A 23,501-nucleotide genomic window follows, 5' to 3' on the forward strand; every position below is an offset into this window, starting at 1 on the left:
GGATGAAACAAAAATTATTTTCTCAAAATCAGAATCATTCATTAAAATTATTTTCATTATCTGCAACATCAATAGTTTTATCCAAGGAGGCTTGCGATTGGCACCTATATTACACGCCTTGGCGCAGGAACAGGAACGGCTATCCCAGCAGGAGCGCCGGATCGCCGATTTTATCCTCTCCTCCTCCCCTTCCGAAGTCGTTCACATGGGGATCAAGGAGCTGGCCGAGCAGTGCGGGACCAGTCCCGCCACCGTGACCCGGTTCTGCAAAGCGTTCCATCTCAAGGGCTACCCGGATCTAAAAGTGAAGCTGTCCGCCGAAATCGCCCATACGGAAATGCAGGAGCGGAGCGGCATGTCTTCCTATCAGGATATCGTGGCCAACAACCCGTTATCCCAAATCGTAGAGGCCATGGAAGCGAATCACCTGGCCTCCATCCGCGACACGACGTCCCTGCTCGACATGGACCGTCTGGCCCAGGCGATCCGCCTGCTCTGCGCCGCCGATCGGATCGACTTGTACGGGGTAGCCACCTCGTCGATCGTCGCCCAGGATTTCTACCAGAAGCTGATCCGGATCGGTAAGAACTGTACCGCCTTCGCTGATTCACATATGCAGATCACTTCCGCCTCGACGCTTTCGGGCCGGGATGTGGCGGTCGCCATCTCCTATTCAGGGGAAACGCTCGAAACGATCGATGCGCTGGCCTGCGCCAAAGACAGCGGGGCAGCGACCATTTCGCTGACGTCGTACAGCAGCAATACGCTGGCTGCCATGGCCGATATCCCTTTGTTCGCCTCTTCCCTGGAAAAAGGAATGCGCCGGGGAGACATGGCTTCGCGGATCGCCCAGCTCCATCTCGTCGACATCCTGTTTATGGGGATGAACAGCGAGCAGTTCGGACAATATGTTCCCAAGCTGGAGCAGTCCTACCATAATGTACAGAATTACCGAAAATCCAGAGGAGGTCATTTTCAAGCATGAACATTTATACATTTAAAAACGAGGCTGATTTTAACGCCACCGGGGCCAGCCTGATCGCCAGCCTGCTTCATACCAAACCGAGAGCGGTACTCGGCCTGGCCACAGGCAGCACCCCGGTAGGAATTTATGGACGGCTTATCGAAATGTACCAGCAGGGCCTGGTCAGCTTTGCGAAAGCATCCAGCTACAATCTGGACGAGTACGTCGGTCTGCCTGAGGGCCATTCGGAGAGCTACCGTACCTTTATGAACGAGAAGCTGTTCAACCATATCGATATTCAGCTCGAAAATACGCATGTTCCGAACGGCAACGCCGCCGATCTGGAGGAAGAATGCGTCAAGTACGATGCCATGCTGGAGCAGAACGGTCCGGTGGACCTGCAAATTCTCGGCATCGGCCACAACGGGCATATCGGGTTCAACGAGCCCGATGACAGCCTGGACGGCGGAACGCACGTGGCTGAGCTTCAGGAAAAAACCCGCACGGCGAACGCACGCTTCTTCCCATCGCTGGACGATGTGCCTAAGCACGCGATTACCATGGGGGTCGGCAGTATTCTAAAGGCCAAGCAGATTCTGCTGCTCGTTCGTGGCGAAGACAAGGCTGAGATCGTGAAGCGCGCGCTGAAAGGGCCGATTACGACGCAGTGCCCGGCATCGCTGCTGCAATGCCATCCGAACGTCGTGGTGCTGCTGGATCAAGGTGCAGGGAGGTTGTTAGGATGAGTCAAGAAAACGTACAGCTCTTGTACGGCAAGGTCGTAACGCCGACAGGGGTATTGGAAGAAGGAGCGGTCGCTATCCAGGACGGCAAGATCGTCTATGCGGGGCTTGCTCGCGATTTGCCGCAGCGCTGGACGGACTCTGCTGCAAGCCAATTCAAATCGGACGGATACATCGTTCCCGGCTTTATTGATGTCCACGTGCATGGAGGCAACGGCCAGGACTTTATGGATTCAAACAAGGAAGTGCTGGATACCATTACCGCCTTCCACTGCTCGCAGGGAACCACCTCGATTCTTCCGACGACCATGACCGCGCCAAAGGCGGCGATCGACCGCGTCCTCAAGGAGGTTCACGAGTATACGCAGCATGACATGCCTTACTCAACCGTGGAGGGCGTTCATTTGGAAGGGCCTTTTATCAGCCCGAAATGGCCGGGAGCGCAAAATCCGGAGCATATCGTCCTGCCGAATGTAGAATGGCTGGAAGAATGGGAAGCTGCGTATCCGGGCCTCGTCCGCCAGGTGACGCTGGCGCCGGAGCGCGAAGGCGCGCTGAACGCGATCGCCTGGATGACCGAGCACGGTATCAACGCCGCGCTGGGCCATACGGATGCGACGTACGACGAGGTGGAAGCGGCCGTGGATGCCGGTCTGCGCCAAGGCGTGCATACTTTTAACGCGATGACACCGCTGCACCACCGCAAGCCGGGAACCGCAGGGGCGGTGCTGAGCGACCCGCGCATCCACGCGGAAATCATCGCCGACGGCATCCATGTACACCCTGCCTGCATCTCCATCCTGGCCCGGTTGAAGCAGGATAACAATCTGCTCCTGATTACGGACGCCATGTCCGCAGCCGGACTCGGGGACGGGGAATACATGATCGGCGACCTTCCGGTTGAGGTGCATGACGGAATCGCTACCTTGAAGGGTCAGCGGGACAGTCTTGCCGGAAGTACCTTGACGATGATTAAAGGCTTCCGCTACCTCATCAACAACGTGGGCCTGTCGATCGAAGAGGCGTCCCTCGCCGCCAGCTTCAACCCGGCCAAACGGCTGCGTATCGAAGACCGCACCGGCACGATCGAAATCGGCAAGCAGGCAGACGTTCTGCTGCTGGATAACCAGCTGGATATTCAAGGCGTTTGGGTTAAAGGACGTAAAGTATTTTAAAGGTAGTTCTATGTATAAGGGGCTGTCCATAACAAGGTTATGGCAGCCCCTTTTTATCGGCAATTTTACCGATTGGTCGTATCAAAATGGTGAACAGGGGCATTGTAATTGGTAGTACGGTTGCCATTCCCGGCATTCATTGGGAAGATGCGTTCCACCATCGTCGACAGGTCGGACATAAGTCCTTTGATCGGATGTCCTCCTTGCGTTTGTGCCGCTAAGTTAGCCAACCCTTGGACAAAGCCCGGATTTGCAGATACATACACGTTCTTGATCGTGTTATCGGTGCTCTTGATCGTATTGGCGATCCGGTCTTTGATATCAGACGTGATCGTGTCGTTGCGGTAATCGCTGTATCCGCCGGCACCCATCAGGCCTGTACGGTTACCGGTTGAACCCATGGCATTGCCGGTACCCATACCGTTGTTGGTGCCGACCCCGTTGTCCGTCGTGCCTGCCGTACCGTACGTCGTCATATTATAGCCATTGTTCCCCGTAATGCTGGCCCCTTTAGACGAATAGTTGCGGATGTTATGATGCGCTGCAGCGGCATTCGGAGCGGAACCGCGTACGCCGTTACGCACCGTTCCCGATTTCGAACGGTTGTTGAAGCTGCTTCCATTGCCCATTCCGGCATTGTTAAAGCTGCTTCCGTTCATCATGTTGTGGGTGCCGCTGAAGCTTTTTGCTCCCATGTTTCCGCCCGTGTTTCCTCCGGTATTGCTGGCCGTATCACGCAGGGACACGGCAACGTAGGCCGTATCACCGGCCACGAGAACGTTGGCGGATTTAACTTCCTTCATGGCTGCCACTTTATCGGACAGCTTTTGCGACAATTGGGCATTCGTCAAGTTATGGGTGGTCGCTGCGTTGCCGTTATTCGTGCTGTTTGTATTGTATGTGTAGCCTTTCGGACTGATCAAGCCGTTTTCCCGCAGGGAATTCACGCCGATACGTCCCGTTCTGCCGTTGCCGTCAATGACGTTTTTGGTGCGGATGTTCGTATTTGCAGGCTCCTTCGTCGTACAGCCGGCAACACCGGCCATGCTCACGAGCAGGGCTGCTGATACCGAAAGACTAATCGCTTTGGATCGTAGCATGAGTTCATCCTCCATCTCTAATAGGTGTATTAATAACACCATTAGGATGACCACCCGCATGATCCGGTATGCTGAAAGGTTTTGGCATGCCGGGAGCCGGTGCTACTGCAGCTGCTCAAGTTCCAAATATGCATCCTTGGATACCAAATAAGCTAAAGAATCGCCACTGCGCAGGATCCACACATGTTCGGGGTGATCCGGCTCGACCGCGATGAGGTAAACTTCCGGTTCCTTTTTTAATCCGCTTAAAGTAACCATAATGGTACCAACGATCACTTCATGGCTTAAAGTCGAAGCGCGGCGGGTACCCCCGTCTTTCCCCAACTCGTGAAGCTTTCGAATCCTGGATTCCGCTTGACTTACAGGCAGCTCGCTTCCATTAAGCAGCCATGCGCTCGTTAACATACTCTCTTCCGCCGCAGCCGGTTCCCGCTGCAGAATCCAGGATTGGTTTCTCCCTTCCCACTCCACACTCCGAACCTCTTTATCATTCCATTTGAATATCCCCGTCGACTCCTGGATTTGCTCTCCATTAGCAGCTATTGTTTCCCGGGCCGGATCCGGCGAGTTCGCTTCACGATCAGCTATGAGTGTTACGACAATGACGCCTAAGAGCAGGCACACAGCCGCTCCTATGCTTTTCTTAACGTGCATGCTCATCCCCCATTTGCTTGAAGGCATTCGGTTTTACCCTTCCTTGCTTCATTTTACCCATCCCGCCCGAGATCTCTGCATCAGCCCCAGAAATGGTTGGATCGCCTAATACCGAACGTTTCTCCTCCACATACGATAGATCATGACCTAACACACAGGAGGTAGATGCATGAATACGGTTGTCGTGACAGGCGGCGCGGGATTTATTGGCTCGCATCTTGGCCGTCGTCTTGCGTCTCTTGGTTCGCAGGTGCACGTGATTGATAATCTGTCCACGGGCCGAGCCGAAAAAGTCCCCCCCGGGGCGGTTCTTCATACGCTTGATATTCGAAGCTCGGATGCCTATAAGACGATTGTTTCCATTCAGCCGGATGCCGTTGTCCATCTGGCTGCGCAGGCGGATGTGCAGCAATCGATACGGGATCCTTTCCTGGATATGGACATTAACATTGGGGGCACGCTTAACATACTGAACGCCTGCAGGGAAGCAAAGGTCCGCAAGGTCATCTTTGCATCCACATCAGGTGTATACGGTAACCTGCAGAAGGGCATCATGACGGAAAATGACCCTACGCTTCCGATTTCCTTCTATGGCCTTTCCAAGCTGGCCGGCGAGCAGTACATTCGTTTATACACGTCCTTATTCGGATTGTCTCATGCTATTCTCCGCTTCGCTAACGTGTACGGACCGGGTCAGACCGCAAAGGGAGAAGGCGGCGTCGTGGCCATCTTTATGGACCGGATCCACCATGACCGGCAGCTGGTTGTCAACGGCGACGGAAATCAGACGCGGGACTTTATTTATGTCAAGGATGTTGTCGAAGCTCTGATCGCGGCAAGCAGCCATCCTGAGGATTTGACGCTGCATGTCAGCACCGGAAAAGCGGCTACGGTTAACGATTTGGTGTCGTTCCTCCGCAAGTTTCATTCCCGGGAAATTCATGTGCAGCACGGCCCAGACAAGTCTGGAGATATCCGTCACAGCTGCTTATCGAATCAAGCGATTCAGCGAAAGCTGCTTTGGAAACCCATCTATTCGCTGGAACAGGGGCTTCAAGAGACGTATCGAAGTTTCGCTGATCGCATGTAACATTTTCTATATCGTACATTGCATCTTGCTCCTCCATGAATAGGACAAACAAGCGAAGACCTTTCTCAAAAAGAACCGTCCAATTAGGGCGGATTTTTTGCTTATCTGATTATTTTTAACTACGCCCGCTGTTTAAGCGACACATAAACGGGTTTGGACAGCCACCTACGCAGCCGTATCGGTCAAGCACTACATTCGTTTAAGTTTATAGTAATTCCAGGCTTCTTCCCATTCGCCGTCATACCAGTCAATGTTTATCATGATATGTCATGGCCTATGAATCTTCCTGAATCTTCTCAGTAGTGACGAAAGAAAAGGTTCGTCTCAACGACTGCTATGGTTATGAAAAGACGATACTGGTTTCCATCCGCCCTCCCCTTTCCCGGAAAATCCAAATCCGAACCGATCACCCCGAACCTTTAAACCGCAAATCATTTGTCACGGAATCTATGAAAATTCGTGATACTCCACTATTTTTGCTAATTTGGACAATCAACTAACGCAGTTTTAGTTATTCCGCGTACTATGCTACGAGATCGATCAAAGGGAGTTGGAAGAATGATGGAGGATATTCCGAAGTATAAAATCGGCGTAATCGGGCTGGGATATGTCGGATTACCATTGGCCCGGTTATTTCTTGAGAAAGGGCACATCGTATATGGCATCGATGTAGATGAACGAAAGATTAATATGTTACACAAGCGTCAACCCTATCTTTCGGATTATGAGAAAGGCGACATCCGGGAACTGTTCAGTAAAAATAGATTCTATGTCGGCAGTTCGTTTGATGTGATCGAAAAAGTTGATGTTATCATTATTTGCGTTCCAACACCGCTTGGGGATGACGATCAGCCTGATTTGAAGTATGTCATCGGGGCATTGCAAAGCTCGCTTCAGTATCTCCGCCGAGGCCAGCTCGTCGTGCTCGAAAGCTCCACTTTTCCAGGAACGAGCGAAGAGCGAATTAAACCTATTCTGGAGTCAACCGGATACATGGTAGGAAGAGATATTTCACTCGCTTATTCGCCAGAACGAATCGATCCCGGATCAAAATGGGAGTTGGAGAAAATCCCTAAGGTTGTAGGGGGCGTCACCCCATCATGTACAACTTTTGCCAAACAAGTGTATGGAGCCGTATTTGATCAAATCGTTGTGGTATCCTCACCAAGGGTTGCTGAAATGACAAAAATTTTGGAGAACTGTCAGCGTTACGTAAACATCTCGTTTATGAACAGCTTACTGAGATTGTGCGAGAAACTGGATATTAGCCTTTGGGAGGCCATTGAGGCTGCCGGAACAAAACCATATGGTTTTACGAAGTATTACCCTGGTCCAGGAGTTGGTGGTCACTGCATTCCCGTCGATCCCCTGTATTTATTATGGAAGGCAAGAGAACACGACAACGATTTGCCCTTCATTGAGCTTAGCCATCAGGTAAACAAGGATATGCCTGGATATATTGTAGAACGGGTAACAAAGGCTCTGCTTCCAAAAGAGCTTCCTGGGAGTCATATCCTTGTTATCGGCGTCACGTATAAAAAAGATGTGAATGATATTCGGGAGTCGGTTGCCATTCATATCATAGAGCAGCTTATAGCATCTGGAGCCCAAGTAGAATATTTTGATCCTTATGTAGATGAACTGAAAGTCGGAGAAACCAGACTTCATTCGATTGAGCTCACAGCCCGAAACATGAAACACTTCGATTGCACCTTAATATTAACGGATCATTCCAATATCCCTTATGAGACCCTAGTGGCGCATACCCCTATCGTAGTTGATACACGTAACGCCACAAAAAATATAACAGATCGCAAAAATATCATTTTACTCTAAGAAAGGGAGTTTTCCTCAGCCTACAGACGGCCTTAACGGGTCCAGCGCCCCCTAAATCCCACGTTCTAAGTTAAGAAAGATAATTACAGAAAGAGACCCACTCCCTTCCTCTTCAGATTACCTATCTCACAGTTGTACATTGTAAATTCCGAACCCGTCAATGTTCTGCCATAGACTTGAGTGCATCCTCGCTGTCAACGAATGTACTACAATAGCCCATCTTGGAAGAGAGTATAACCCCCTATCCATTCTTCTGAGATCTAGAAGATAACCCAGTCTCGTTTCATATCGCAGCTTTTCTTCTCTCACTCTTCTAGACATCAAGATACTCTACCATTTATTGGAAATTTAGATTATTGACCAGTACTTTCTTACACGGGTGACCGTAAAATATTTCAAAGTTTAACACAAAAGGAGATGACAACGTGAAGAAGGATCGCCATCATCGGCGTTGGATATCCCGGTATCCTGGTCCTGTTGTTTCTTGAGCACTAACGGAGTTGTGTCAGCTGTGACAAACCACAAAAACATGATATCAACCTTCCGTTCATTCAACAAAGCAGTAACAAATTATGCCAAACGAACCACAGGCCTCGATAGTCTAGCATTCACCTTGTTATGAGGCGGCCTGTCCAGACCTTCGCAATTCATTCAGCTCTAAAGGAAGGGATCTTGATTACAAGGGGTGTACCTTATGGATATTTTAGTTACAGGCGGCGCAGGATTCATTGGATCCAACCTGGTGAAGAAATTGCTGTCCATGAATCACAGGGTGTGGTCACTTGATAATCTGTCTACCGGCTCTCTTACATTCCTTAACGAGGTTTTGCATCACCCGAATCATCGCTTTATTGAGGGTACCGTCTTGAACCGTGATCTCATGAAAACACTGATCCAACAAACAGATGTTGTTTTTCACTTATCCGCAGTACTTGGCGTTAAGAACACGGTGGAAAATCCGCTGAAAGTTATAGAAGGCAACATAGACGGTACAAGAAACGTACTGGAGCTCGCTTATGAAATGGGGAGAAAGGTTATCTTTGCCTCAACCTCTGAAGTATACGGCAAGAATGGTGATCTGCCGTTTCGTGAAGATTCGGACCGTGTTTATGGATCAACGTCCATTCATAGGTGGTGTTATGCGACTGCTAAATCGTTAGATGAGCATATGTGCTTAGGCTATTCTCAGAAAGGCCTTCCGGTTACGATCCTGCGTTATTTTAATGCCTATGGCCCCGGTCAAACGAATTCCCAATATGGCATGGTCGTACCACGTTTTATTATGGCTGCCTTGGAAGGCCGGCCACTAGAGGTTTATGGAGATGGGTCACAATCCCGATGCTTTACGTTTATTGACGATACGGTGCAGGGGACAGTGCAGGCATTAAGCTCTAAGGCCGATGGCCTCATTTTCAATATTGGTTCTGAACAATCGATTACGATCAAGCAGTTAGCCGAGCTCGTGATTCGGATGACCGGGTCCCCGTCGGAGATTTTGATTAGGCCTTATGATGAGGCATATGGACCCGGGTATGAGGATATGCCAGCGCGCAAACCGGATTTAACTCGATCCAAAGGGATACTGGGATATGATCCGCAAGTCGGTATTGATCTCGGGTTAGAACGCACGATCGAATGGTACCGGCAGGAGCTTGGGATACACCGATGAAGGAGGGACGCATCATGTTTCATTTCAAGTTTGTTATGGATAATTTCCACGCCTCAGCCATGTCGGGGCCATTCACAGAAGCCAATATGAGAGCCAAATGGCTTCCTTATTATTGTCCGCCTGATATACAGATCGGATTTGCCCCAAATCCGGGACAATTTCCGATCTACCCGAATAACGCCTTGATTGTCGGTAAACAGGATATTGGCTGGTGGAACCATTATGTACAAAACTATACCGAGGATTTTCAGGTTTATAAGGGAAGATACTGGAGCACAGGCCCTAATTTCGACCAGCACCGGCCAGTAGAACGCTATGTTCCGCTGGTCGTGTATTCGGAATTTCAGAAGCAATATATGAAGGATTTAAATTACCCTGAGCATCTCATTCATATCATTCCCAACATGGTTGACAGTGAGATTTTTTACCCCAGGCCAAAAGGTAACGAGATTATAGTTGGCTGGATCGGTCACGATTTGAATGGCTTGCTGAAAGGACCAGAAGTAATGCCATTCCTCGCACGCCGGTTCCCGCATATCCGGTTCGAGATGATTATGGCTCCCCCACCAACGAATCAAGAGGGCTGGTTAAATGATCATCCTCCGAATTTATTAATTCGAACGAATGTGCCTCATGACCAAATGGCAGACATCATTAGCCGCTGGCACGTTCTCGTATGCGGAAGTAAAAGCGAAACCTTCTCCAATCAGATTGCGGAGGCTATGTCTTGTGGTGTACCGGTTATTGCAGCCGCAATGGGCGCCATCTATCATACCGCACCTAGTCAGCGCTTGATTTTCGACGTCAATTGGGGCTCGCCTCCATATTGGTGGCTGCCTGAGGCGCTGGAGAAATACGCCACCGCTCTTCACGAAGTTATTTCCAGCGCGGCCTACCGTGATAGCCTCTCGATAAAGGCTATAAATGATAGTAAACGATTTTCACCCCAAGAAGTATGCAAGAAGTGGTATGACTTTATCTATTTATGCCGTGAAATCGTAGAAAGAGGAGAATAAACCATGAGGGTAGGTGTCATTGGTGCAGGAGTCATGGGTGAAAATCACGTTCGGGTATATACTGCGTTGCCAAATGACTGCGAACTGATCGGGATATATGACGCTGATCAAAAGCGGGCACAGCACATCTCCGCTAAGTACCAGACAATGGCCTTCAAAAGTTTGGATGAGCTTCTTGGGCAGGTCGACGCGGTGTCGATTGCAGTTCCCACTTTTCATCATTACCAAGTCGGCTTGGCATGTATAGCCAAAGGTGTTCACATGCTGATGGAAAAACCGCTCGCTCAAAATATGAAGGAAGGTGCGGATTTAATTAAGCGAGCTGCTGAGGCCGGCGTGAAGCTGCAAGTCGGGCATATCGAACTGTATAATCCCGTCATTCGGGTATTGCGTCAAATCATTGAGCAGGAAGAGGTCGTTGCGGTAGACGTTCACCGCATGAGTCCATTCGAAGCCAGATGGCAAAACGTCAATGTTGTCGATGATCTGATGATTCATGATATCTACATTATGAACCATCTGTTTAAGACAAGAACCGAGGCAACCCAGGCTGTCGGATATGTCGATCATGGCATCATTCGCCATGCGGCGGCACTCCTTCGAATGGACAATGGGATCATCGCACAGGTAACGGCGAGTTATATTACAGAGGAGAAGATTCGAACCATTCGAATTGTGACCAAGACTGCTTTCATTCAAGCCGACTTATTGGATAAACAGGTGCTTATTACCCGTTCGACTCGCTTTTATCAAACCTCGTTAAACATGAATTACGCCCAACAAAATATCGTTGAGAAAATTGCCGTTCCCATACAGGAGCCCTTATGGCTGCAGCTGCTTGATTTTATTACATGCATCAAAAAAGGGACGCAGCCCAACGTACCCGGTGAAGGTGGACTTCTGGTCATGGAAATCACAGGGGAAATCACGAAAAAGATTTTACAAGCGGAGGAATCCAGATGAGTGAGCGAAACGATGATTCGACGAACGTGATTTCGACGAACGCGACGATCGGCAATGATGTCGTACTCGGCCATCATATCGTTATTGAATCGGGAGTCACGATTGGAGACCGGGTCCGGATTGGCCATCACTCCGTCATCCTTCAAAACACAGTCATTGGAGATGACGTATCTATCGGAAACGGCAGCTTCCTAGGTTGTCAACCCTTCAAAAACTCCAAAGTCATTCACCAGATCACAGATCAAACAGGGCTGGTCATCGGCAGAGGATCAAGCATAGGCAATGGAACCGTTATTTATGCAGGCAGTCACCTAGGGGAAGACGTCATGGTCGGCGACTTGGCCAGTATCAGGGAACAAACGAACATTGGCCATTCTACAGTAGTAGGGCGCAATGCGAAAGTGGAATGCCGGACAGAAATCGGAAATCAATGTGTCATCCAGACCGGGGCGTATATTACCGCGGACATGATCATCGAAGACAACGTTTTTATTGGTCCGGAAGTTTCTACTTCGAATGATAAGTACATGGAGCCTACAAAGGTCCCTCTGAAAGGGCCACATATTAAGAAAGGAGCTAGAATCGGCAATAATGCGACGCTGCTGCCAGGTATCGTTATCGGAGAAAATGCGGTTATCGGTGCAGGGGCAGTCGTAACGAAGGACGTTACGGACGGAAAGACTGTCAAAGGCGTCGCGGCTAAGTGACTTGGAAGGAGAGTCTCTACCCATGCAACCCATTCCTTTATTTGACCCACAATCAGAATATCGGGTCTTACGAAATGAGCATATTCTTGATGCATTGTCCGAGGTTCTGGATAAAGGTATTTTTGTCGCAGGACCTGAGGTGAAACGGTTTGAAGCGGAGATGGCGCTGCTTACTGGAACGAAACATGCCGTATCGACGGCCAATGGAACGGACTCTCTCATCCTCACCTTATTGGCAAACGGGATCGGACCTGGAGACGAGGTAATTACTTCTCCCTTTACATTTTTTGCTACAGCCGAAGCTATTGTACGCGTAGGGGCAACCCCAGTTTTTGCCGACATCGATGAGCGAACGTATAACCTTTCGCCAGCCCACGCGGAAGCAAAGATAACGGAACGTACCAAGGCGATCATCCCTGTGCACCTTTTCGGGCAGCCAGCAGATATGGACGCATTTGCCGAACTGGCACATCGGTATTCTCTGATTATTATTGAAGATGCATGTCAGGCTATAGGTGCAGAATATAAAGGCAAACAGGTAGGCAGCTTAGGCCATGCGGCTTGCCTCTCCTTTTATCCCACTAAAAATCTAGGCGGCTTCGGCGACGGAGGCATGGTTACGAGTAATGATGACGAAATGGCTGATCGTATCCGGGTACTCGCTTTCCACGGGATGGGAAAACTCAAATATTATCACGAGGCCGTGGGACTTAACAGCCGGCTGGACGAGATTCAGGCCTTGATGCTGAGAATCAAAATGCAAAAAATTAAGCGAATGGACGAAACGCCGCCAGGAACTGGCACAGCGCTACAAAAATCAACTCGTGCAGTTGGACGACGTGATTCTACCGTACTGCGATTCAGCTTGCAGCCATGTCTATCATTTATACGTTATACAGGTTCCGGATCCAGACAAATTATTACTCCACATGGATCGACATGGAATTACTACTGCCCGCTATTATCCATGTCCGCTTCATTTACAGCAAGCATTCTCCTCTTTAGGGTATAAAGTCGGAGACTTCCCTGTTTCTGAAAAGGCAGCCGGGCATGCGCTCGCACTTCCCGTGAATCCCTTTCTTACCGATGATCAGCAGCAGTATATCATTGATACGCTTGTGGCTTTCAGCCACGTTAAATAAAGGAGGTCAATACGTGAAATTTCAAAGAATTCCTAACCTGGCCAGTATTGTAGTAGGTGCGTATAATGCTTCTCGACATATCGAGGAAACACTGGATAGCCTGATTCATCAAACCTACCCTTTTATTGAAATTGTTGTCGTCAATGACGGTTCTACAGATAATACAGACCTAATCATTCAACAATGGGTGCAGAAGCATAGAGATCATCCCGTAATAAGAGAAAACAGATTTGTCTACCATCCCTTGCCTTATAATATCGGCTTTTCCGGTGCGTTTACCACAGGCTATTTTTTAGCAAGAGGTGAGTTTATTGCCACAATGGCGGCCGATGACCTCTCGCACCCGGAGCGGATCGCAAAACAGGTCGCATTTTTACAGGCAAATACAAACTTCTGTCTTTGTGGATCAGGAATAGCCTGCTTCGTAGATGGAAACTTTGAGCAGCAGTTTGTCACCGATTTCGTAAAGTATGGTTATGAGAATATTGCCGGCATTTATTTGTCAGGCGGTCATTGTGTATGCCATGGCGCGCTGATGATGCGCGGCTCCTTGTTCGATCTGCTTGGCGGGTTGGAGCGTTATCCGGCAGGAACGGAGACAACGACCGAGGATGTATATTTTATTACAAGATATGTGCTTAGGGGTTATTCGGTTGAGAACCTCCCTGAAATATTGTACTACTATCGGATTTATCCGGAGCAGCGGTCACAGCAAGGATTTTGATCGTATTTGCAATGGGGAGGACTTCCTCAAACAGACCATTATAGAAATAGGATCCGGTCGTCTTGAAAAACAGGCGGCCGGATCATTTTATTTTTACATAATTATTATCTCCGTGTCTGTCATGGGTGCTGTAGATTGGTGGCCGCTTTTTCAAATGATGCAGGCGTACCTCCCGATGAAAACGTAAATTTGCTGCGGGGCAAATGGGTATATGTACGTGAGCAATGGTATGAACAGCTCATATGATATGGGGACGACAGATTAGTCAATCGGGAGATGAACAGATGAGAATATTAATCGCCTGCAGTTGGGCGCTGCCTAATGCCGGTGGCGTGAACACATATGTCAATCAACTGACCAAAGCATTACAACGCGCGGGGCATACCACTGATATCTTCTCCCCGACGCCAGACGGTCTGGGATTTCGGATCTCCAATAAAGACTTGTATATAGAAAGAGGAAGGCTGCAATCCTTGATCGCCGACCAGACACACCAGTATATGGATCAACATTTACCAGGAATTCATCCATGGATTAAGCAATCCGAGATCGATCGATACTGCTTGGAAGCCGCTATCATGTACTTCGGTTTGGCCGAATACGATCTGATTCACGCGCAGGACATCGTGAGCGCCCATGCAATGTCACGTGTTAAACCGCCACATACCCCCTTAGTAACGACAATTCACGGATGTCTCGCCAAGGAAGTGTTTGTTGAATGGACGGAAATGGGATTGCCCGAGCAAGATCAAAGCTCTCCCCTATGGCGCTATTGCTCCTTGCGCGAATATCTGGGTGCAACCGTTAGCGATGTAACCATTACTCCATCACAATGGCTCAAAGATATATTGGTTCAAGAATTTTCTGTTCCCGAACACCATGTTGTAGTTAGCCCCTACGGTATAGATGTGGATGAATTTCAACAAAACATGATGCGTGTAGCCACCATACCGAAACCTACCGCAAAAAAAGTGTTTATGTGTCCTGCACGCTTCGATGCTGTAAAAGGGCACATCTATCTGCTTCATGCTCTATCTAAGCTGAAGGAAGAACGCACAGACTGGGTTTGCTGGCTAGTTGGTGACGGATCACTCCGCGATAAATTAAAGCGAGCCGTACAGGAGCTTGGTCTCACGGACCACGTCACCTTTTTGGGGAAGCGTGATGATATCCCGGAATTGTTACACCAAGCAGACCTCATTGTCCTCCCGAGCATCCAGGACAACCAGCCTTTCGCCATTATTGAAGCCCAAGTTGCTGGTAAACCGATTATCACTTCTAATGCCGGTGGCATTCCTGAAATGATAAAAAGTGCGTCAAATGGATTTGTATTTCGCAGCGGAGATAGCGATCAGTTATATAATTTACTGCGATCTGCTTTAGAGAACCCCGCAATGTTCCTTTCCGTCGCAAATCAAGCCAGAGAACAAGGAGAAATATACTGGTCTTTACCTGCATTGACCTCCCGCCTACATGAGTTGTATGAACTCGCACGCAGCAAGCATCTCGATCAAGGTAACGAAATTGCTCCAGATCATGATCTGCAAAATCAAAACACATCAGAAGGAGGAGATGGAAAATGGAGCAGTCAAAGAAGAAGGCGCCTATTACTCAGAAGAAAAAGAAAAGTACGCTTCCTGAAAAGAAGAAGACTGCTAAGAAAAAAACAGCCATGAAGCGAATCCGCCAAAAAAAACTTTATCAAAGACTGAAGCGCAAAAAATGGAGGTACATGCTAAGGAGCTTATCTATTAAAAACAAGAAAAAAAACAAGACAAAAGATGATCCACCGCTCACACTCGCTTCCATATTTTCATTACCGGAACTCCCTCCTTATGAAGAAGAAATATGGAATCCAATTCTCAGATCACTTCAAGATAATTCTATAGATTATAAAATTCCTGATATGAGCATCATCCAGCCACTTAGCGGGGTGAATTAGCAGCGATGCCAGGGAATCAACCTTATCGAAACCAGCGCAGCATAACAAAATAAGGGCTTACCGTTACCCAACGGCAAGCCCTTATTTGTTTGTGGTTATACATTTTGTTTAAAACATCAAGTCACTGTCCGTTTTAAAATTTAGATGTTGTTCAACATATCAATGAAACTTACGCTATACCTATACGGAGTAAATTCTGTCTTAACTAAGTGCTGTGCAGCATCCCTAATGCTCTCCCTCAGTTCAACATCTTGCATGAGGTTCAATCCCTCAATGACAGCCTGGTGAACATTTCCCAGATTATAGTTCTTTCCTGTAACATTATGCTTGATGGTGATCGTTACTCCATCGGAATTGGATGCTAAAATAGGGCATCTGCAGCTCATCGCTTCCAATACCGATAGTGGCCCACCCTCCACTTTCGAAGTTGAGCACATAAATCCGCCCGAATCTCCAATCGAAGAATAATAGTACTGCATTTCGTGATTCGGAATATTAGCATGCATGGTTAGCCGGGAGCCCAGCTGCAAGTCGTCCACAACTTTTAAAAACTGCTGGCGTTGATCGGGGTCACCAAGATTGGGATCCTCAAACATCCACAGCTGCAAATCGGGCACAAAATGCGTTAGTTGATGGCCGATATACAAAAATTCCCGCCAGTTTTTATTATCGTCTATCCTTCCCAGCCAGGCGATGACCGGGTAAGAAAGCTGGGTCGTTTGGCGATAGGTAAACGTCTCCGAATTAATACTGTTAGGGATGATATAACAGGGGATGTGCGGAAACAGTTCCTGGAATAAAGCAGTGATATGCGGTGTGCTGGGGTTCATTAAGGCGGATGCGTAGGCATTCACATAGGGAACGGCCTCGGTCAGCTTGCTTCGGGCTACCTCTTGTGTCCCGTAACCCTGAATTTCAAGCACCAGCTTGCCGGTATATCCAAGTTGGCGGAAACGGGGGAAGCTCTCATGATCTGTCGTAACTACGATCACGTCATAACCGCCCGCATCCAGTATTTGTTTGATTTCCGCGTCATCATTTGTAATATAGATCGGAAAATCCGCCCTGTTCTGCATGCCCGCCCCCCAGAAATAATACAAACAGGAAGCCTCGATTCCATAATTCCTCAGTTCATGGCAGCGCAAACGATTGATCGTATCCATCCCGCCGCTCGGCACGTAAAATACAAATAAGACCTTCATTGACTCCTCCTCCCGTCCTGCAGCCATTTAGTTTTCTCTCATCGTGTCCTCCTGTGTGTACTCAGCAATCAACACGCCCTGATTCTTTATCTTGAAAACAACACCCGTATGCGCCAGGTTATTAATGTTGGTAACAAGTACTAGCTCAAACGGTGAATAGTTAGTCATAATATCGTGAACACCAACCCACTCATCCGCCCCCGCATGGATCAGGCCGATATAAAATAGTCCCTCAATGCCATACCCGTGGATCAGCATTTCAAAGGGAACTTCCCCGGAATTGTTTATCTCCAAATCAACAGATTGAATACAGCGGCTGTTTATGGGCCCGTCGGCATTCGACACCAGTCGCAATATGGACATATTTATTCCCCCCTGTGATTTATTGGGACGTTTTTGCTATATGAGGTACCGCCCTGGGGACGGTACTTGGGATAGATTATCGCTCTCCTATATCAAAGGGGCGGTCTAATTGCAGAACAGGGATATCCGGCAACTGGTAATCCTTCGGGAGATTCGCAAAAATCTGATTCCAGACCGAATAATCTACCTTTACTTCCAAATGGGAAGACTGGACCGTGAAAATACGGTTATATAAATCACCTATGACCTTAAAAGGTTCTTCAGACATAAGCCTCTCAATCCTTTCCTGGGCTCTTGATTCAAGCCTAGCCAATAACCTGACGATACAGTTCCAACAGCCGCCCAACCATCCGATCCAAGGACCAGTGCTCCTCTCCCCAGGCGGAAGCATTGCGGCCGAGTTGTTTGCGTAACCTCTCATCCTCCAGAAGCTGATGCAAATGCTGCATCAAGGATACCGGATCTTTTATCGGCGAAACAAGACCCGTCCGGCCATGTTCAACCATCTCCGGCAGGCCGCCGGCATTCGATACGCACGAAGGGAGCCCTGCAATCTGTGCTTCCATGACCGAGAACGGCTGATTGTCCTGGATGCAGGAGTGCACGAATATATCCGACTGCATGAGAAGAGCTGGGATGTCGTGGCGTTCGCCTAGGAACAAAACGTCGTTGCTCAAGGCCAACCCGTCAACCTGCCGCTGCAGTTCTTCCATCTTCTCCCCGTTCCCGACGATCCAGCATACCCAATCCTGCCGAATATATTTCAGCATGCCAAGCGCCGATATAAGCACATCGATTCCTTTGACAAAAGACAATCGGGCCGGGAAGATGATCACCTTTTTATCCACAGGGCGCTGCATGTTGGTTCCAGCCTGGGCCTTCCTCCAAAAATCGAGGGTATCCAAACCGTACTGGAATACGCAAACTCTGTTCTCAGGGACCCCGAAATCACGTATCAGTTCGTTTTTCTGCCAATGGGTTGACGTAATTGTAACGGCACCGGAGGTAGCCCCATAGTACTCGATAGACTTCAGATACTTCCATGCAGGCGATCCCTCTGTGATGCCAAGGTGAGGATTCAATCGAAAATGATTGTGGAGCTCCCCGGAAACCGAGCCGTGCACCTGCGCTACCAGGGGCACGTGAGCCGGCTTCACGCGGCTGATCGCTCTAGCCGCAAAAATATCTTGGGTGTGTATAATATCATATTGATCAAGACCGAAGTATGCGGCGGAAAGTTCCAAATGATATCGGTCCTCTTCGTAGAAATAAATGATCCGATCAGCATGCAGCTGAGGTGCATATTCCTGTGCCAGCTTGGCGGACAGAAACGGGCGAATTCGGTCCTTGGGGAGCTCCCGGCCGCGGTTGACGATGTGGAATTTAGAATAATCCGGGCTGTTTCCAAGAAGATCCACCTGATGTCCCATCGCTTCTAGCCTCTGTTGGAGTTGTATCATATACTTCCATACTCCGCCAACATGGGGAATCAGCCAGTAGGTTGCCAGTAAAATCTTCATCTCTTCTCCTTCCCATGAGTCCGGTGGGATACTGGATTCACCGATCTCACTTCTGTGCCGTCAGCTTATATCAAATTGATGAAAGAAAGCACCAAAACCAAGGGTTCCGGTGCTTTCAGTGAATCTGGCGAAGATCACCGGGCAGACTGCCTATTATTCCATCATGGCTGAAATTCGGCCAATCGCGTAACTGACCTTCTGCCAAGTGACCGCACTCTCCCGTTTAATGACTTCCTGATGCCGCAGGGTTCCCATCGCCTCATGCCAGCGGTAGCCGACCAGCGCTTCGTTTAAGTAATGAAACGAAAAGCCGGCTTGAATCGCCCTGCCCCACATCTCCAGGTCATGCGTATATGGAAGGGACTCATCGAACAGCCCGATGTAACAAAATAATTCCTTTCTCATCATGACCGTGCACCCGTTAACTGGGTTGGCATGGCTCAGAAAGTACCGGTAGAAATCAATCATCCGTTCATATGATACGCCCGCATGGTACTTCACAACTTGACTGTTCTTGTCGATATTATTGAAATTGGTATGGGAGATCCACGCATTCCTCTCCCGCATGAATAACACCTGGTTATTGATTTTGTCCCTGTAAAACAAATCGTCTGAGCTCAGCCACGCGATATATTCTCCCGACGCATGGCGGATTCCGTGGTTGAGTGCGCTGGCAGTGCCTCCGTTAGCTTTTCCCAGATAATGAATGTAGGGCCTGTAAGGTGCCAATCGTTCGGCATGCTGTGTCGATCCGTCATCGACCACAATGATCTCTATGGGGCTGTAGGACTGCGACAAGGCGCTTTGAACCGCCTGCTCCACATATGGATCGTTGTAAAAAGGAATAACAATCGTGACCAAAGGTCTCATCTGGAATCACCTCCACAGGTACGAAAGTATTCGAGAACATCGGTAAGGGACGTGCGGAGAGGAATGGAAGGTTCCCAGTCCAGTCCCTTCATCCTGGGGGCCGTATTCTTTGGATTTCCCTGGCTGGAATTCTCTCCTTCGCCCCACTCGATAGGGAATGGCTTCTCAAAAATATCCATATAAAGATCTGTAATTTCGCCAAGTGTATATTCTTTTCCTGACCGGACGGAATAGATCTCTCCGGGTAACCCTTGCTCCAGCAAAATCCTATAAGCTATAACCGCATCACGGACGTCTAAAAAGTCTCTGCGTATGATGCGTGAGGGAATGTGGAAAGCCTCAGTTGGTTCCCCGCGTTCCCAGGCTGAGATATGCTGCCCCAGCAAACTGCAGAAGCCTCTCGACGGACCCGGGCCTATAAGATTAGACGGCTCTGCCAGAATGATAGCCTGGCCGAACAGCTCTTTCCATGATAGGGCCGCTGCCTTCTGCAAACTTTTGCTCAGGCCGTAGGGATGAGGCGGCCTAAACGGCGGATACAGAGGAAATACCAGCATTGAACCGGTGATCAATATCCGACAGAAAGGATAAGGACGGAGGGCATTCAGGAGATAGAGAGTTGGGAGCACGTTGGTTTCCATATAGAGCACCGGTTCCGCCCAAGACTCGGGCACCGAGTTTTTGCCGGCCAGATGCAGGACATAATCCGGAGCAATGGTCCCGACAAGTTCTTCAATGCCCTTCTTGTCAAGGAGATCGCATGTATAATATTGGACGCCCTCAACCTTATCCTCTTCGCTGATATGGCGAACCATCGCGGCAACCTGCATACCCTGACCGGCAAAATACCGGCAGGCATGGCTGCCGGTAAACCCCGAAGCTCCGGTGATTAGAATGATGCGCTGTAAGGAGTCGTTTCTCGCATCCATTGTTTCAGCTCCTTCAGCATGTCTCGATAAGGCGGAACCTTGTAAGTCCAGTCGCCTCGAGTCGAAACCAGCGTCCGGTCCTGAACGGGGGTATTACCCGCAACCACGGTCACATCCTCCAGGTTCCAAATCTCTTGGAACAAGAGAAGAAGATCGTGCTTGCTGATCGGTTCCGGATGAGCCAGATGAATCAGCCCAGATAATGATGGCATAAATAATGCAGTATCGATCGCTTTTGCCAGTTCCAGCGTGGTTACCCCGTTCCAGAACACGTTGCAGTACCCCGTCACGGTTCCCCGCTGGTGCATGAACCAGTGCATCAGCCCGATTCCGTGTGAGCGGATCTCCGGGCCGATGATGGAGGTACGGATCGTCAAATGTCCCGGGGCTTGGACTTCCCCCAGCGCTTTGGTCAATGCGTAGACGCTCGTTCCATCGGGTACGTCGTTCTCCCGGTAACCTCCGCGCGTTCCTTCGAACACGCAGTCGGTGCTGATATGAATCAATCTGGCCCCGACCGAATCCGCCGCCCGGCGGAGACGATGCGGCAGAAAGCCGTTGATATGGTAGGCGTTGATTTTGTCCTCTTCCGCAAAATGGTTGAGTACGCCGATGGCATTGATGATGCAATCGGGTCTCACGATCTCGACCAATTTATCCACTGTCCCGATATCGGAAGCATCCATGATTAGTCCACCGCTGTTGCGGGGATCCCGGGTCGTGTAGAAGACCTGGTGCTTGCTTTGCAGCTTGAAATAATCGACCAGCATATGGCCTGCCATCCCGCTTGCCCCCATGATCAACAGCTTCATTATAAGAACCCCCCGCGCTCCAGGATATTGCGGATTTCCTCTTTGCTCATCAGGTGGGTGTTTGAAGAGAAGCTGCTGAACGAAACCGGCTGGCAGTGACTGTACCGATATTTCAGGCCAGGTATGTTGAGTGTCGGCAAAATGACCAAATATTCTTCGTCAAACACGACGGTCGAAAGACTCTCATAGTCGCTCATCAAAATTTCATGAATTTTTTCACCCGGACGAACGCCGGATTCAACAATTTGAACATCCTCCCGCCCGGAAGCCTCGATCAACACCTCCGCCAAATCTACGATCCGGCAGGCCGGCATCATCATGACGAAAATTTCGCCGCCGACGCTTTCTTCCGCCGCTTTGAACAGCACGGCGATCGCATCGCGAAGCGTTAAGAAGAAACGTGTCATTTTCATGTCGGTGATAGATACATAGCCCTTATTACGTATCTGTTCTTTGAACACATGCACTACGCTGCCGTTGGTTCCAAGCACATTTCCCCCCCGCACGGTAACGAATCGGGTATCGGTGTGAAGCAGATTCGCATATACGATCAACTTCTCGCCGATGGCCTTCGTCATCCCATAAAAGTTGGAGGGATTTGCGGCCTTGTCGGTCGAAATATAGAATACTTTCTTAACTTTATTTTCAATTGCGGCCTCGATGACGTTCTGCGTGCCGATCACGTTCGTTTTCAGTGCTTCATATGGCTGATCCTCGCATACCGGAACATGCTTAAGGGCCGCCAGATGAAACACGTAATCGATATTTTGGCATGCCGCCATCAAAGCTTCTTTGTCACGAATGTCTCCGATCCGGAAATGCAGCCGGTCATTTTCGAATTCCCGGCTCATTGCGACCTGAGAGGATTCATTCCGCGAGAAAACCACCACTTCCTTTGGAATGAGCGGCAGCAATTGGGCAATCAACTCATAGCCCCATGATCCGGTGCCACCGGTCACCAATATACGCTGATTTTCAAACATGCACATTCCCTCCAAGCAGAAATTTGACAACCTTATCCGATACATCTTCCGCCAAGTATCCCTGGGGACACTGCCACATCGTGTTCAACTCAAGCATCAGGGCAGCTGAATCGGCAATCCGCTTCGCATCGACGCCTGATACGATGTTGCTTCCGCAATCCACCGTTTCCGGCCGCTCCGTCGTTCGCCTCATCGTGACAGTCGGTACCTGCATAATGCAGCACTCTTCCTGCACGGTTCCGCTGTCCGTTAGTGCACAGCAGGCAGATCGCTCCAATTGGACAAAGTCGAAAAATCCAAAGGGTTCATGAAATTCCACCAGAGGGTTCATGGAAAATCCGGAGTGCTCGGCAATCCGTGAAGCGGTTCGGGGATGAATGCTGCAGATGATACGACGGCCGTGATTTTCAGCGATCAGGTTGAGCCCATGCATAATCTGCTCAAGATGCTCTGGCCGGTCCACATTCTCCGCACGGTGCGCAGTGACCAGAAAATACTCCTTCGGCTTAAGACCCAGGGTTTTCAGAATACTGCTGCTCCGGGTCTGGGGTTCGTAATGCTTCATTACTTCATAAATGGGGTTTCCTGTAAGAACGATCCGATTGCTCGGAAAACCCTCGGCAATCAAATGCTTCTTGCTCTGTTCCGTATACGGCATATTAATAGAAGAGATTGTATCGATGATACGCCGATTCTTCTCCTCCGGAACGTTCAGGTCGAAGCAGCGGTTTCCGGCCTCCATGTGTACCACGGGATATCCGAGCCTTTCGGCCAGAATCGCGCAAAGAGCGCTGTTGGTGTCTCCAAGAAGCAAAATTTTGTCGGGCTGCTCCCGCTTCAGGATTTCTTCCATCTGGGAGAACATCGCGGACAGCTGCATTCCCAGGGAAGCTGCCGAGTCCTGCAGCACGTAATCGGGCTTTCGCAATTCCAGTTGGCTAAAAAAGATCCCGCTCAGCCTTTCTGCGAAATTCTGCCCGGTATGCACCAGCACGTGGCGCTCCGCATACCGGTCCAGCTTCGGAAGAACGAGACTGAGGCGGATGATTTCTGGCCTTGTACCCAAAATGGTCATAATTCTCATATCTTCCGTCTCC

The 23,501-nt window shown here is 49.3% G+C and carries 23 protein-coding genes and 1 pseudogene; 14 read left to right on the forward strand and 10 right to left on the reverse strand.

Annotated elements, in window-relative coordinates; translation table 11 throughout:
* Nucleotides 1–97 precede the first annotated feature (97 nt).
* The 3 genes from ABIE48_RS23505 to nagA are packed head-to-tail and all read left to right on the forward strand — an operon-like array spanning nucleotide 98 to nucleotide 2,882.
* Nucleotides 98–985: a MurR/RpiR family transcriptional regulator gene (locus ABIE48_RS23505; RefSeq protein ID WP_354519745.1), complete on the forward strand. Its 888-nt coding sequence runs from the start codon at nucleotides 98–100 to the stop codon at nucleotides 983–985.
* Nucleotides 982–1,710: a glucosamine-6-phosphate deaminase gene (gene nagB / locus ABIE48_RS23510; RefSeq protein WP_089548430.1), complete on the forward strand. Its 729-nt coding sequence runs from the start codon at nucleotides 982–984 to the stop codon at nucleotides 1,708–1,710. Before ABIE48_RS23505 ends, nagB begins: the two co-directional genes overlap by 4 nt.
* Nucleotides 1,707–2,882, forward strand: a complete 1,176-nt coding sequence (gene nagA / locus ABIE48_RS23515) for an N-acetylglucosamine-6-phosphate deacetylase (RefSeq protein WP_192717291.1) — start codon at nucleotides 1,707–1,709, stop codon at nucleotides 2,880–2,882. The genes nagB and nagA overlap by 4 nt, the downstream gene beginning before the upstream one ends.
* A 65-nt stretch (nucleotides 2,883–2,947) precedes the next feature.
* On the opposite strand, the gene ABIE48_RS23520 is transcribed toward nagA, so the two are convergent.
* Both ABIE48_RS23520 and ABIE48_RS23525 read right to left on the reverse strand, forming a co-directional pair.
* A complete protein-coding gene (locus ABIE48_RS23520; RefSeq protein ID WP_192717292.1) occupies nucleotides 2,948–3,982 on the reverse strand; it encodes a YhcN/YlaJ family sporulation lipoprotein in 1,035 nt (344 codons plus the stop codon).
* 102 nt (nucleotides 3,983–4,084) lie between these two features.
* Nucleotides 4,085–4,636: a hypothetical protein gene (locus ABIE48_RS23525; protein ID WP_192717293.1), complete on the reverse strand. Its 552-nt coding sequence runs from the start codon at nucleotides 4,634–4,636 to the stop codon at nucleotides 4,085–4,087.
* A gap of 169 nt (nucleotides 4,637–4,805) precedes the next feature.
* Between ABIE48_RS23525 and ABIE48_RS23530 the strand changes: the two genes are divergently transcribed.
* From ABIE48_RS23530 to ABIE48_RS23580, 11 genes and pseudogenes are all read left to right on the forward strand, one after another.
* On the forward strand, nucleotides 4,806–5,726 hold the full coding sequence (locus tag ABIE48_RS23530) for an NAD-dependent epimerase/dehydratase family protein (RefSeq protein WP_192717294.1): 921 nt from the start codon (nucleotides 4,806–4,808) through the stop codon (nucleotides 5,724–5,726).
* Nucleotides 5,727–6,284: 558 nt separating this feature from the next.
* The gene (locus ABIE48_RS23535; RefSeq protein WP_308737731.1) at nucleotides 6,285–7,562 is read left to right on the forward strand and encodes a nucleotide sugar dehydrogenase; all 1,278 of its coding nucleotides are present in this window, start codon (nucleotides 6,285–6,287) and stop codon (nucleotides 7,560–7,562) included.
* A gap of 694 nt (nucleotides 7,563–8,256) precedes the next feature.
* Nucleotides 8,257–9,231: an NAD-dependent epimerase/dehydratase family protein gene (locus ABIE48_RS23540; protein WP_192717295.1), complete on the forward strand. Its 975-nt coding sequence runs from the start codon at nucleotides 8,257–8,259 to the stop codon at nucleotides 9,229–9,231.
* A gap of 14 nt (nucleotides 9,232–9,245) precedes the next feature.
* A complete protein-coding gene (locus tag ABIE48_RS23545; RefSeq protein WP_167527098.1) occupies nucleotides 9,246–10,247 on the forward strand; it encodes a glycosyltransferase family 4 protein in 1,002 nt (333 codons plus the stop codon).
* A gap of 3 nt (nucleotides 10,248–10,250) precedes the next feature.
* Complete coding sequence (locus tag ABIE48_RS23550; RefSeq protein ID WP_192717296.1) at nucleotides 10,251–11,210, forward strand: Gfo/Idh/MocA family protein; 960 nt, start codon at nucleotides 10,251–10,253, stop codon at nucleotides 11,208–11,210.
* Complete coding sequence (locus ABIE48_RS23555) at nucleotides 11,207–11,917, forward strand: N-acetyltransferase (RefSeq protein WP_260986965.1); 711 nt, start codon at nucleotides 11,207–11,209, stop codon at nucleotides 11,915–11,917. The genes ABIE48_RS23550 and ABIE48_RS23555 overlap by 4 nt, the downstream gene beginning before the upstream one ends.
* Nucleotides 11,918–11,939: 22 nt before the next feature.
* A pseudogene (locus tag ABIE48_RS23560) lies at nucleotides 11,940–12,611 on the forward strand (DegT/DnrJ/EryC1/StrS family aminotransferase); the annotation flags it as partial.
* A gap of 103 nt (nucleotides 12,612–12,714) precedes the next feature.
* Nucleotides 12,715–13,059 carry a DegT/DnrJ/EryC1/StrS family aminotransferase gene (locus ABIE48_RS23565; RefSeq protein WP_354520692.1) on the forward strand — a complete coding sequence of 115 codons (345 nt, stop codon included), beginning with the start codon at nucleotides 12,715–12,717 and terminating at the stop codon, nucleotides 13,057–13,059.
* A 13-nt stretch (nucleotides 13,060–13,072) separates the two neighbouring features.
* Complete coding sequence (locus ABIE48_RS23570; RefSeq protein ID WP_076174156.1) at nucleotides 13,073–13,783, forward strand: glycosyltransferase family 2 protein; 711 nt, start codon at nucleotides 13,073–13,075, stop codon at nucleotides 13,781–13,783.
* 284 nt (nucleotides 13,784–14,067) lie between these two features.
* Nucleotides 14,068–15,459 carry a glycosyltransferase family 4 protein gene (locus tag ABIE48_RS23575; RefSeq protein ID WP_163881524.1) on the forward strand — a complete coding sequence of 464 codons (1,392 nt, stop codon included), beginning with the start codon at nucleotides 14,068–14,070 and terminating at the stop codon, nucleotides 15,457–15,459.
* Nucleotides 15,363–15,725: a hypothetical protein gene (locus tag ABIE48_RS23580; RefSeq protein ID WP_186382067.1), complete on the forward strand. Its 363-nt coding sequence runs from the start codon at nucleotides 15,363–15,365 to the stop codon at nucleotides 15,723–15,725. The genes ABIE48_RS23575 and ABIE48_RS23580 overlap by 97 nt, the downstream gene beginning before the upstream one ends.
* 140 nt (nucleotides 15,726–15,865) lie before the next feature.
* Here ABIE48_RS23580 and ABIE48_RS23585 read toward each other — a convergent pair whose 3' ends face one another.
* The 8 genes from ABIE48_RS23585 to wecB all read right to left on the reverse strand — a co-directional run bounded on the left by ABIE48_RS23585 (nucleotide 15,866) and on the right by wecB (nucleotide 23,488).
* Nucleotides 15,866–16,927, reverse strand: a complete 1,062-nt coding sequence (locus tag ABIE48_RS23585) for a glycosyltransferase family 4 protein (protein ID WP_192717298.1) — start codon at nucleotides 16,925–16,927, stop codon at nucleotides 15,866–15,868.
* Nucleotides 16,928–16,954: 27 nt separating this feature from the next.
* On the reverse strand, nucleotides 16,955–17,290 hold the full coding sequence (locus ABIE48_RS23590; protein ID WP_192717299.1) for a hypothetical protein: 336 nt from the start codon (nucleotides 17,288–17,290) through the stop codon (nucleotides 16,955–16,957).
* 305 nt (nucleotides 17,291–17,595) lie between these two features.
* The gene (locus tag ABIE48_RS23595) at nucleotides 17,596–18,810 is read right to left on the reverse strand and encodes a glycosyltransferase family 4 protein (RefSeq protein WP_192717300.1); all 1,215 of its coding nucleotides are present in this window, start codon (nucleotides 18,808–18,810) and stop codon (nucleotides 17,596–17,598) included.
* A gap of 153 nt (nucleotides 18,811–18,963) precedes the next feature.
* A complete protein-coding gene (locus ABIE48_RS23600; RefSeq protein WP_192717301.1) occupies nucleotides 18,964–19,680 on the reverse strand; it encodes a glycosyltransferase in 717 nt (238 codons plus the stop codon).
* Nucleotides 19,677–20,609, reverse strand: a complete 933-nt coding sequence (locus ABIE48_RS23605) for an NAD-dependent epimerase/dehydratase family protein (protein ID WP_192717302.1) — start codon at nucleotides 20,607–20,609, stop codon at nucleotides 19,677–19,679. Before ABIE48_RS23605 ends, ABIE48_RS23600 begins: the two co-directional genes overlap by 4 nt.
* Nucleotides 20,570–21,421 carry a dTDP-4-dehydrorhamnose reductase family protein gene (locus ABIE48_RS23610; protein ID WP_192717303.1) on the reverse strand — a complete coding sequence of 284 codons (852 nt, stop codon included), beginning with the start codon at nucleotides 21,419–21,421 and terminating at the stop codon, nucleotides 20,570–20,572. The genes ABIE48_RS23605 and ABIE48_RS23610 overlap by 40 nt, the downstream gene beginning before the upstream one ends.
* Nucleotides 21,421–22,404: a polysaccharide biosynthesis protein gene (locus ABIE48_RS23615; RefSeq protein WP_076174136.1), complete on the reverse strand. Its 984-nt coding sequence runs from the start codon at nucleotides 22,402–22,404 to the stop codon at nucleotides 21,421–21,423. The genes ABIE48_RS23610 and ABIE48_RS23615 overlap by 1 nt, the downstream gene beginning before the upstream one ends.
* Entirely contained in the window at nucleotides 22,397–23,488 is a 1,092-nt protein-coding gene (wecB, locus tag ABIE48_RS23620) for a non-hydrolyzing UDP-N-acetylglucosamine 2-epimerase (RefSeq protein ID WP_192717304.1), read from the reverse strand. The genes ABIE48_RS23615 and wecB overlap by 8 nt, the downstream gene beginning before the upstream one ends.
* Nucleotides 23,489–23,501: the final 13 nt, after the last annotated feature.

Source organism: Paenibacillus sp. OAE614, from assembly GCF_040546645.1.
GTDB classification, from domain to species: Bacteria; Bacillota; Bacilli; order Paenibacillales; family Paenibacillaceae; genus Paenibacillus_AQ; species Paenibacillus_AQ favisporus.

What these genes read in the sequence shown, in the direction of transcription:
- ABIE48_RS23575 (WP_163881524.1), top strand. Translation starts at nt 14,068, where the DNA reads ATGAGAATATTAATCGCCTGCAGTTGGGCGCTGCCTAATGCCGGTGGC.
- nagA (WP_192717291.1), top strand. Translation starts at nt 1,707, where the DNA reads ATGAGTCAAGAAAACGTACAGCTCTTGTACGGCAAGGTCGTAACGCCG.
- nagB (WP_089548430.1), top strand. Translation starts at nt 982, where the DNA reads ATGAACATTTATACATTTAAAAACGAGGCTGATTTTAACGCCACCGGG.
- ABIE48_RS23535 (WP_308737731.1), top strand. Translation starts at nt 6,285, where the DNA reads ATGATGGAGGATATTCCGAAGTATAAAATCGGCGTAATCGGGCTGGGA.
- ABIE48_RS23555 (WP_260986965.1), top strand. Translation starts at nt 11,207, where the DNA reads ATGAGTGAGCGAAACGATGATTCGACGAACGTGATTTCGACGAACGCG.
- ABIE48_RS23530 (WP_192717294.1), top strand. Translation starts at nt 4,806, where the DNA reads ATGAATACGGTTGTCGTGACAGGCGGCGCGGGATTTATTGGCTCGCAT.
- ABIE48_RS23545 (WP_167527098.1), top strand. Translation starts at nt 9,246, where the DNA reads ATGTTTCATTTCAAGTTTGTTATGGATAATTTCCACGCCTCAGCCATG.
- ABIE48_RS23615 (WP_076174136.1), bottom strand. Translation starts at nt 22,404, where the DNA reads ATGTTTGAAAATCAGCGTATATTGGTGACCGGTGGCACCGGATCATGG.
- ABIE48_RS23540 (WP_192717295.1), top strand. Translation starts at nt 8,257, where the DNA reads ATGGATATTTTAGTTACAGGCGGCGCAGGATTCATTGGATCCAACCTG.
- ABIE48_RS23550 (WP_192717296.1), top strand. Translation starts at nt 10,251, where the DNA reads ATGAGGGTAGGTGTCATTGGTGCAGGAGTCATGGGTGAAAATCACGTT.
- ABIE48_RS23610 (WP_192717303.1), bottom strand. Translation starts at nt 21,421, where the DNA reads ATGAAGCTGTTGATCATGGGGGCAAGCGGGATGGCAGGCCATATGCTG.
- ABIE48_RS23580 (WP_186382067.1), top strand. Translation starts at nt 15,363, where the DNA reads ATGGAGCAGTCAAAGAAGAAGGCGCCTATTACTCAGAAGAAAAAGAAA.
- ABIE48_RS23590 (WP_192717299.1), bottom strand. Translation starts at nt 17,290, where the DNA reads ATGTCCATATTGCGACTGGTGTCGAATGCCGACGGGCCCATAAACAGC.
- ABIE48_RS23525 (WP_192717293.1), bottom strand. Translation starts at nt 4,636, where the DNA reads ATGCACGTTAAGAAAAGCATAGGAGCGGCTGTGTGCCTGCTCTTAGGC.
- ABIE48_RS23595 (WP_192717300.1), bottom strand. Translation starts at nt 18,810, where the DNA reads ATGAAGATTTTACTGGCAACCTACTGGCTGATTCCCCATGTTGGCGGA.
- ABIE48_RS23520 (WP_192717292.1), bottom strand. Translation starts at nt 3,982, where the DNA reads ATGCTACGATCCAAAGCGATTAGTCTTTCGGTATCAGCAGCCCTGCTC.
- wecB (WP_192717304.1), bottom strand. Translation starts at nt 23,488, where the DNA reads ATGAGAATTATGACCATTTTGGGTACAAGGCCAGAAATCATCCGCCTC.
- ABIE48_RS23605 (WP_192717302.1), bottom strand. Translation starts at nt 20,609, where the DNA reads ATGGATGCGAGAAACGACTCCTTACAGCGCATCATTCTAATCACCGGA.
- ABIE48_RS23600 (WP_192717301.1), bottom strand. Translation starts at nt 19,680, where the DNA reads ATGAGACCTTTGGTCACGATTGTTATTCCTTTTTACAACGATCCATAT.
- ABIE48_RS23585 (WP_192717298.1), bottom strand. Translation starts at nt 16,927, where the DNA reads ATGAAGGTCTTATTTGTATTTTACGTGCCGAGCGGCGGGATGGATACG.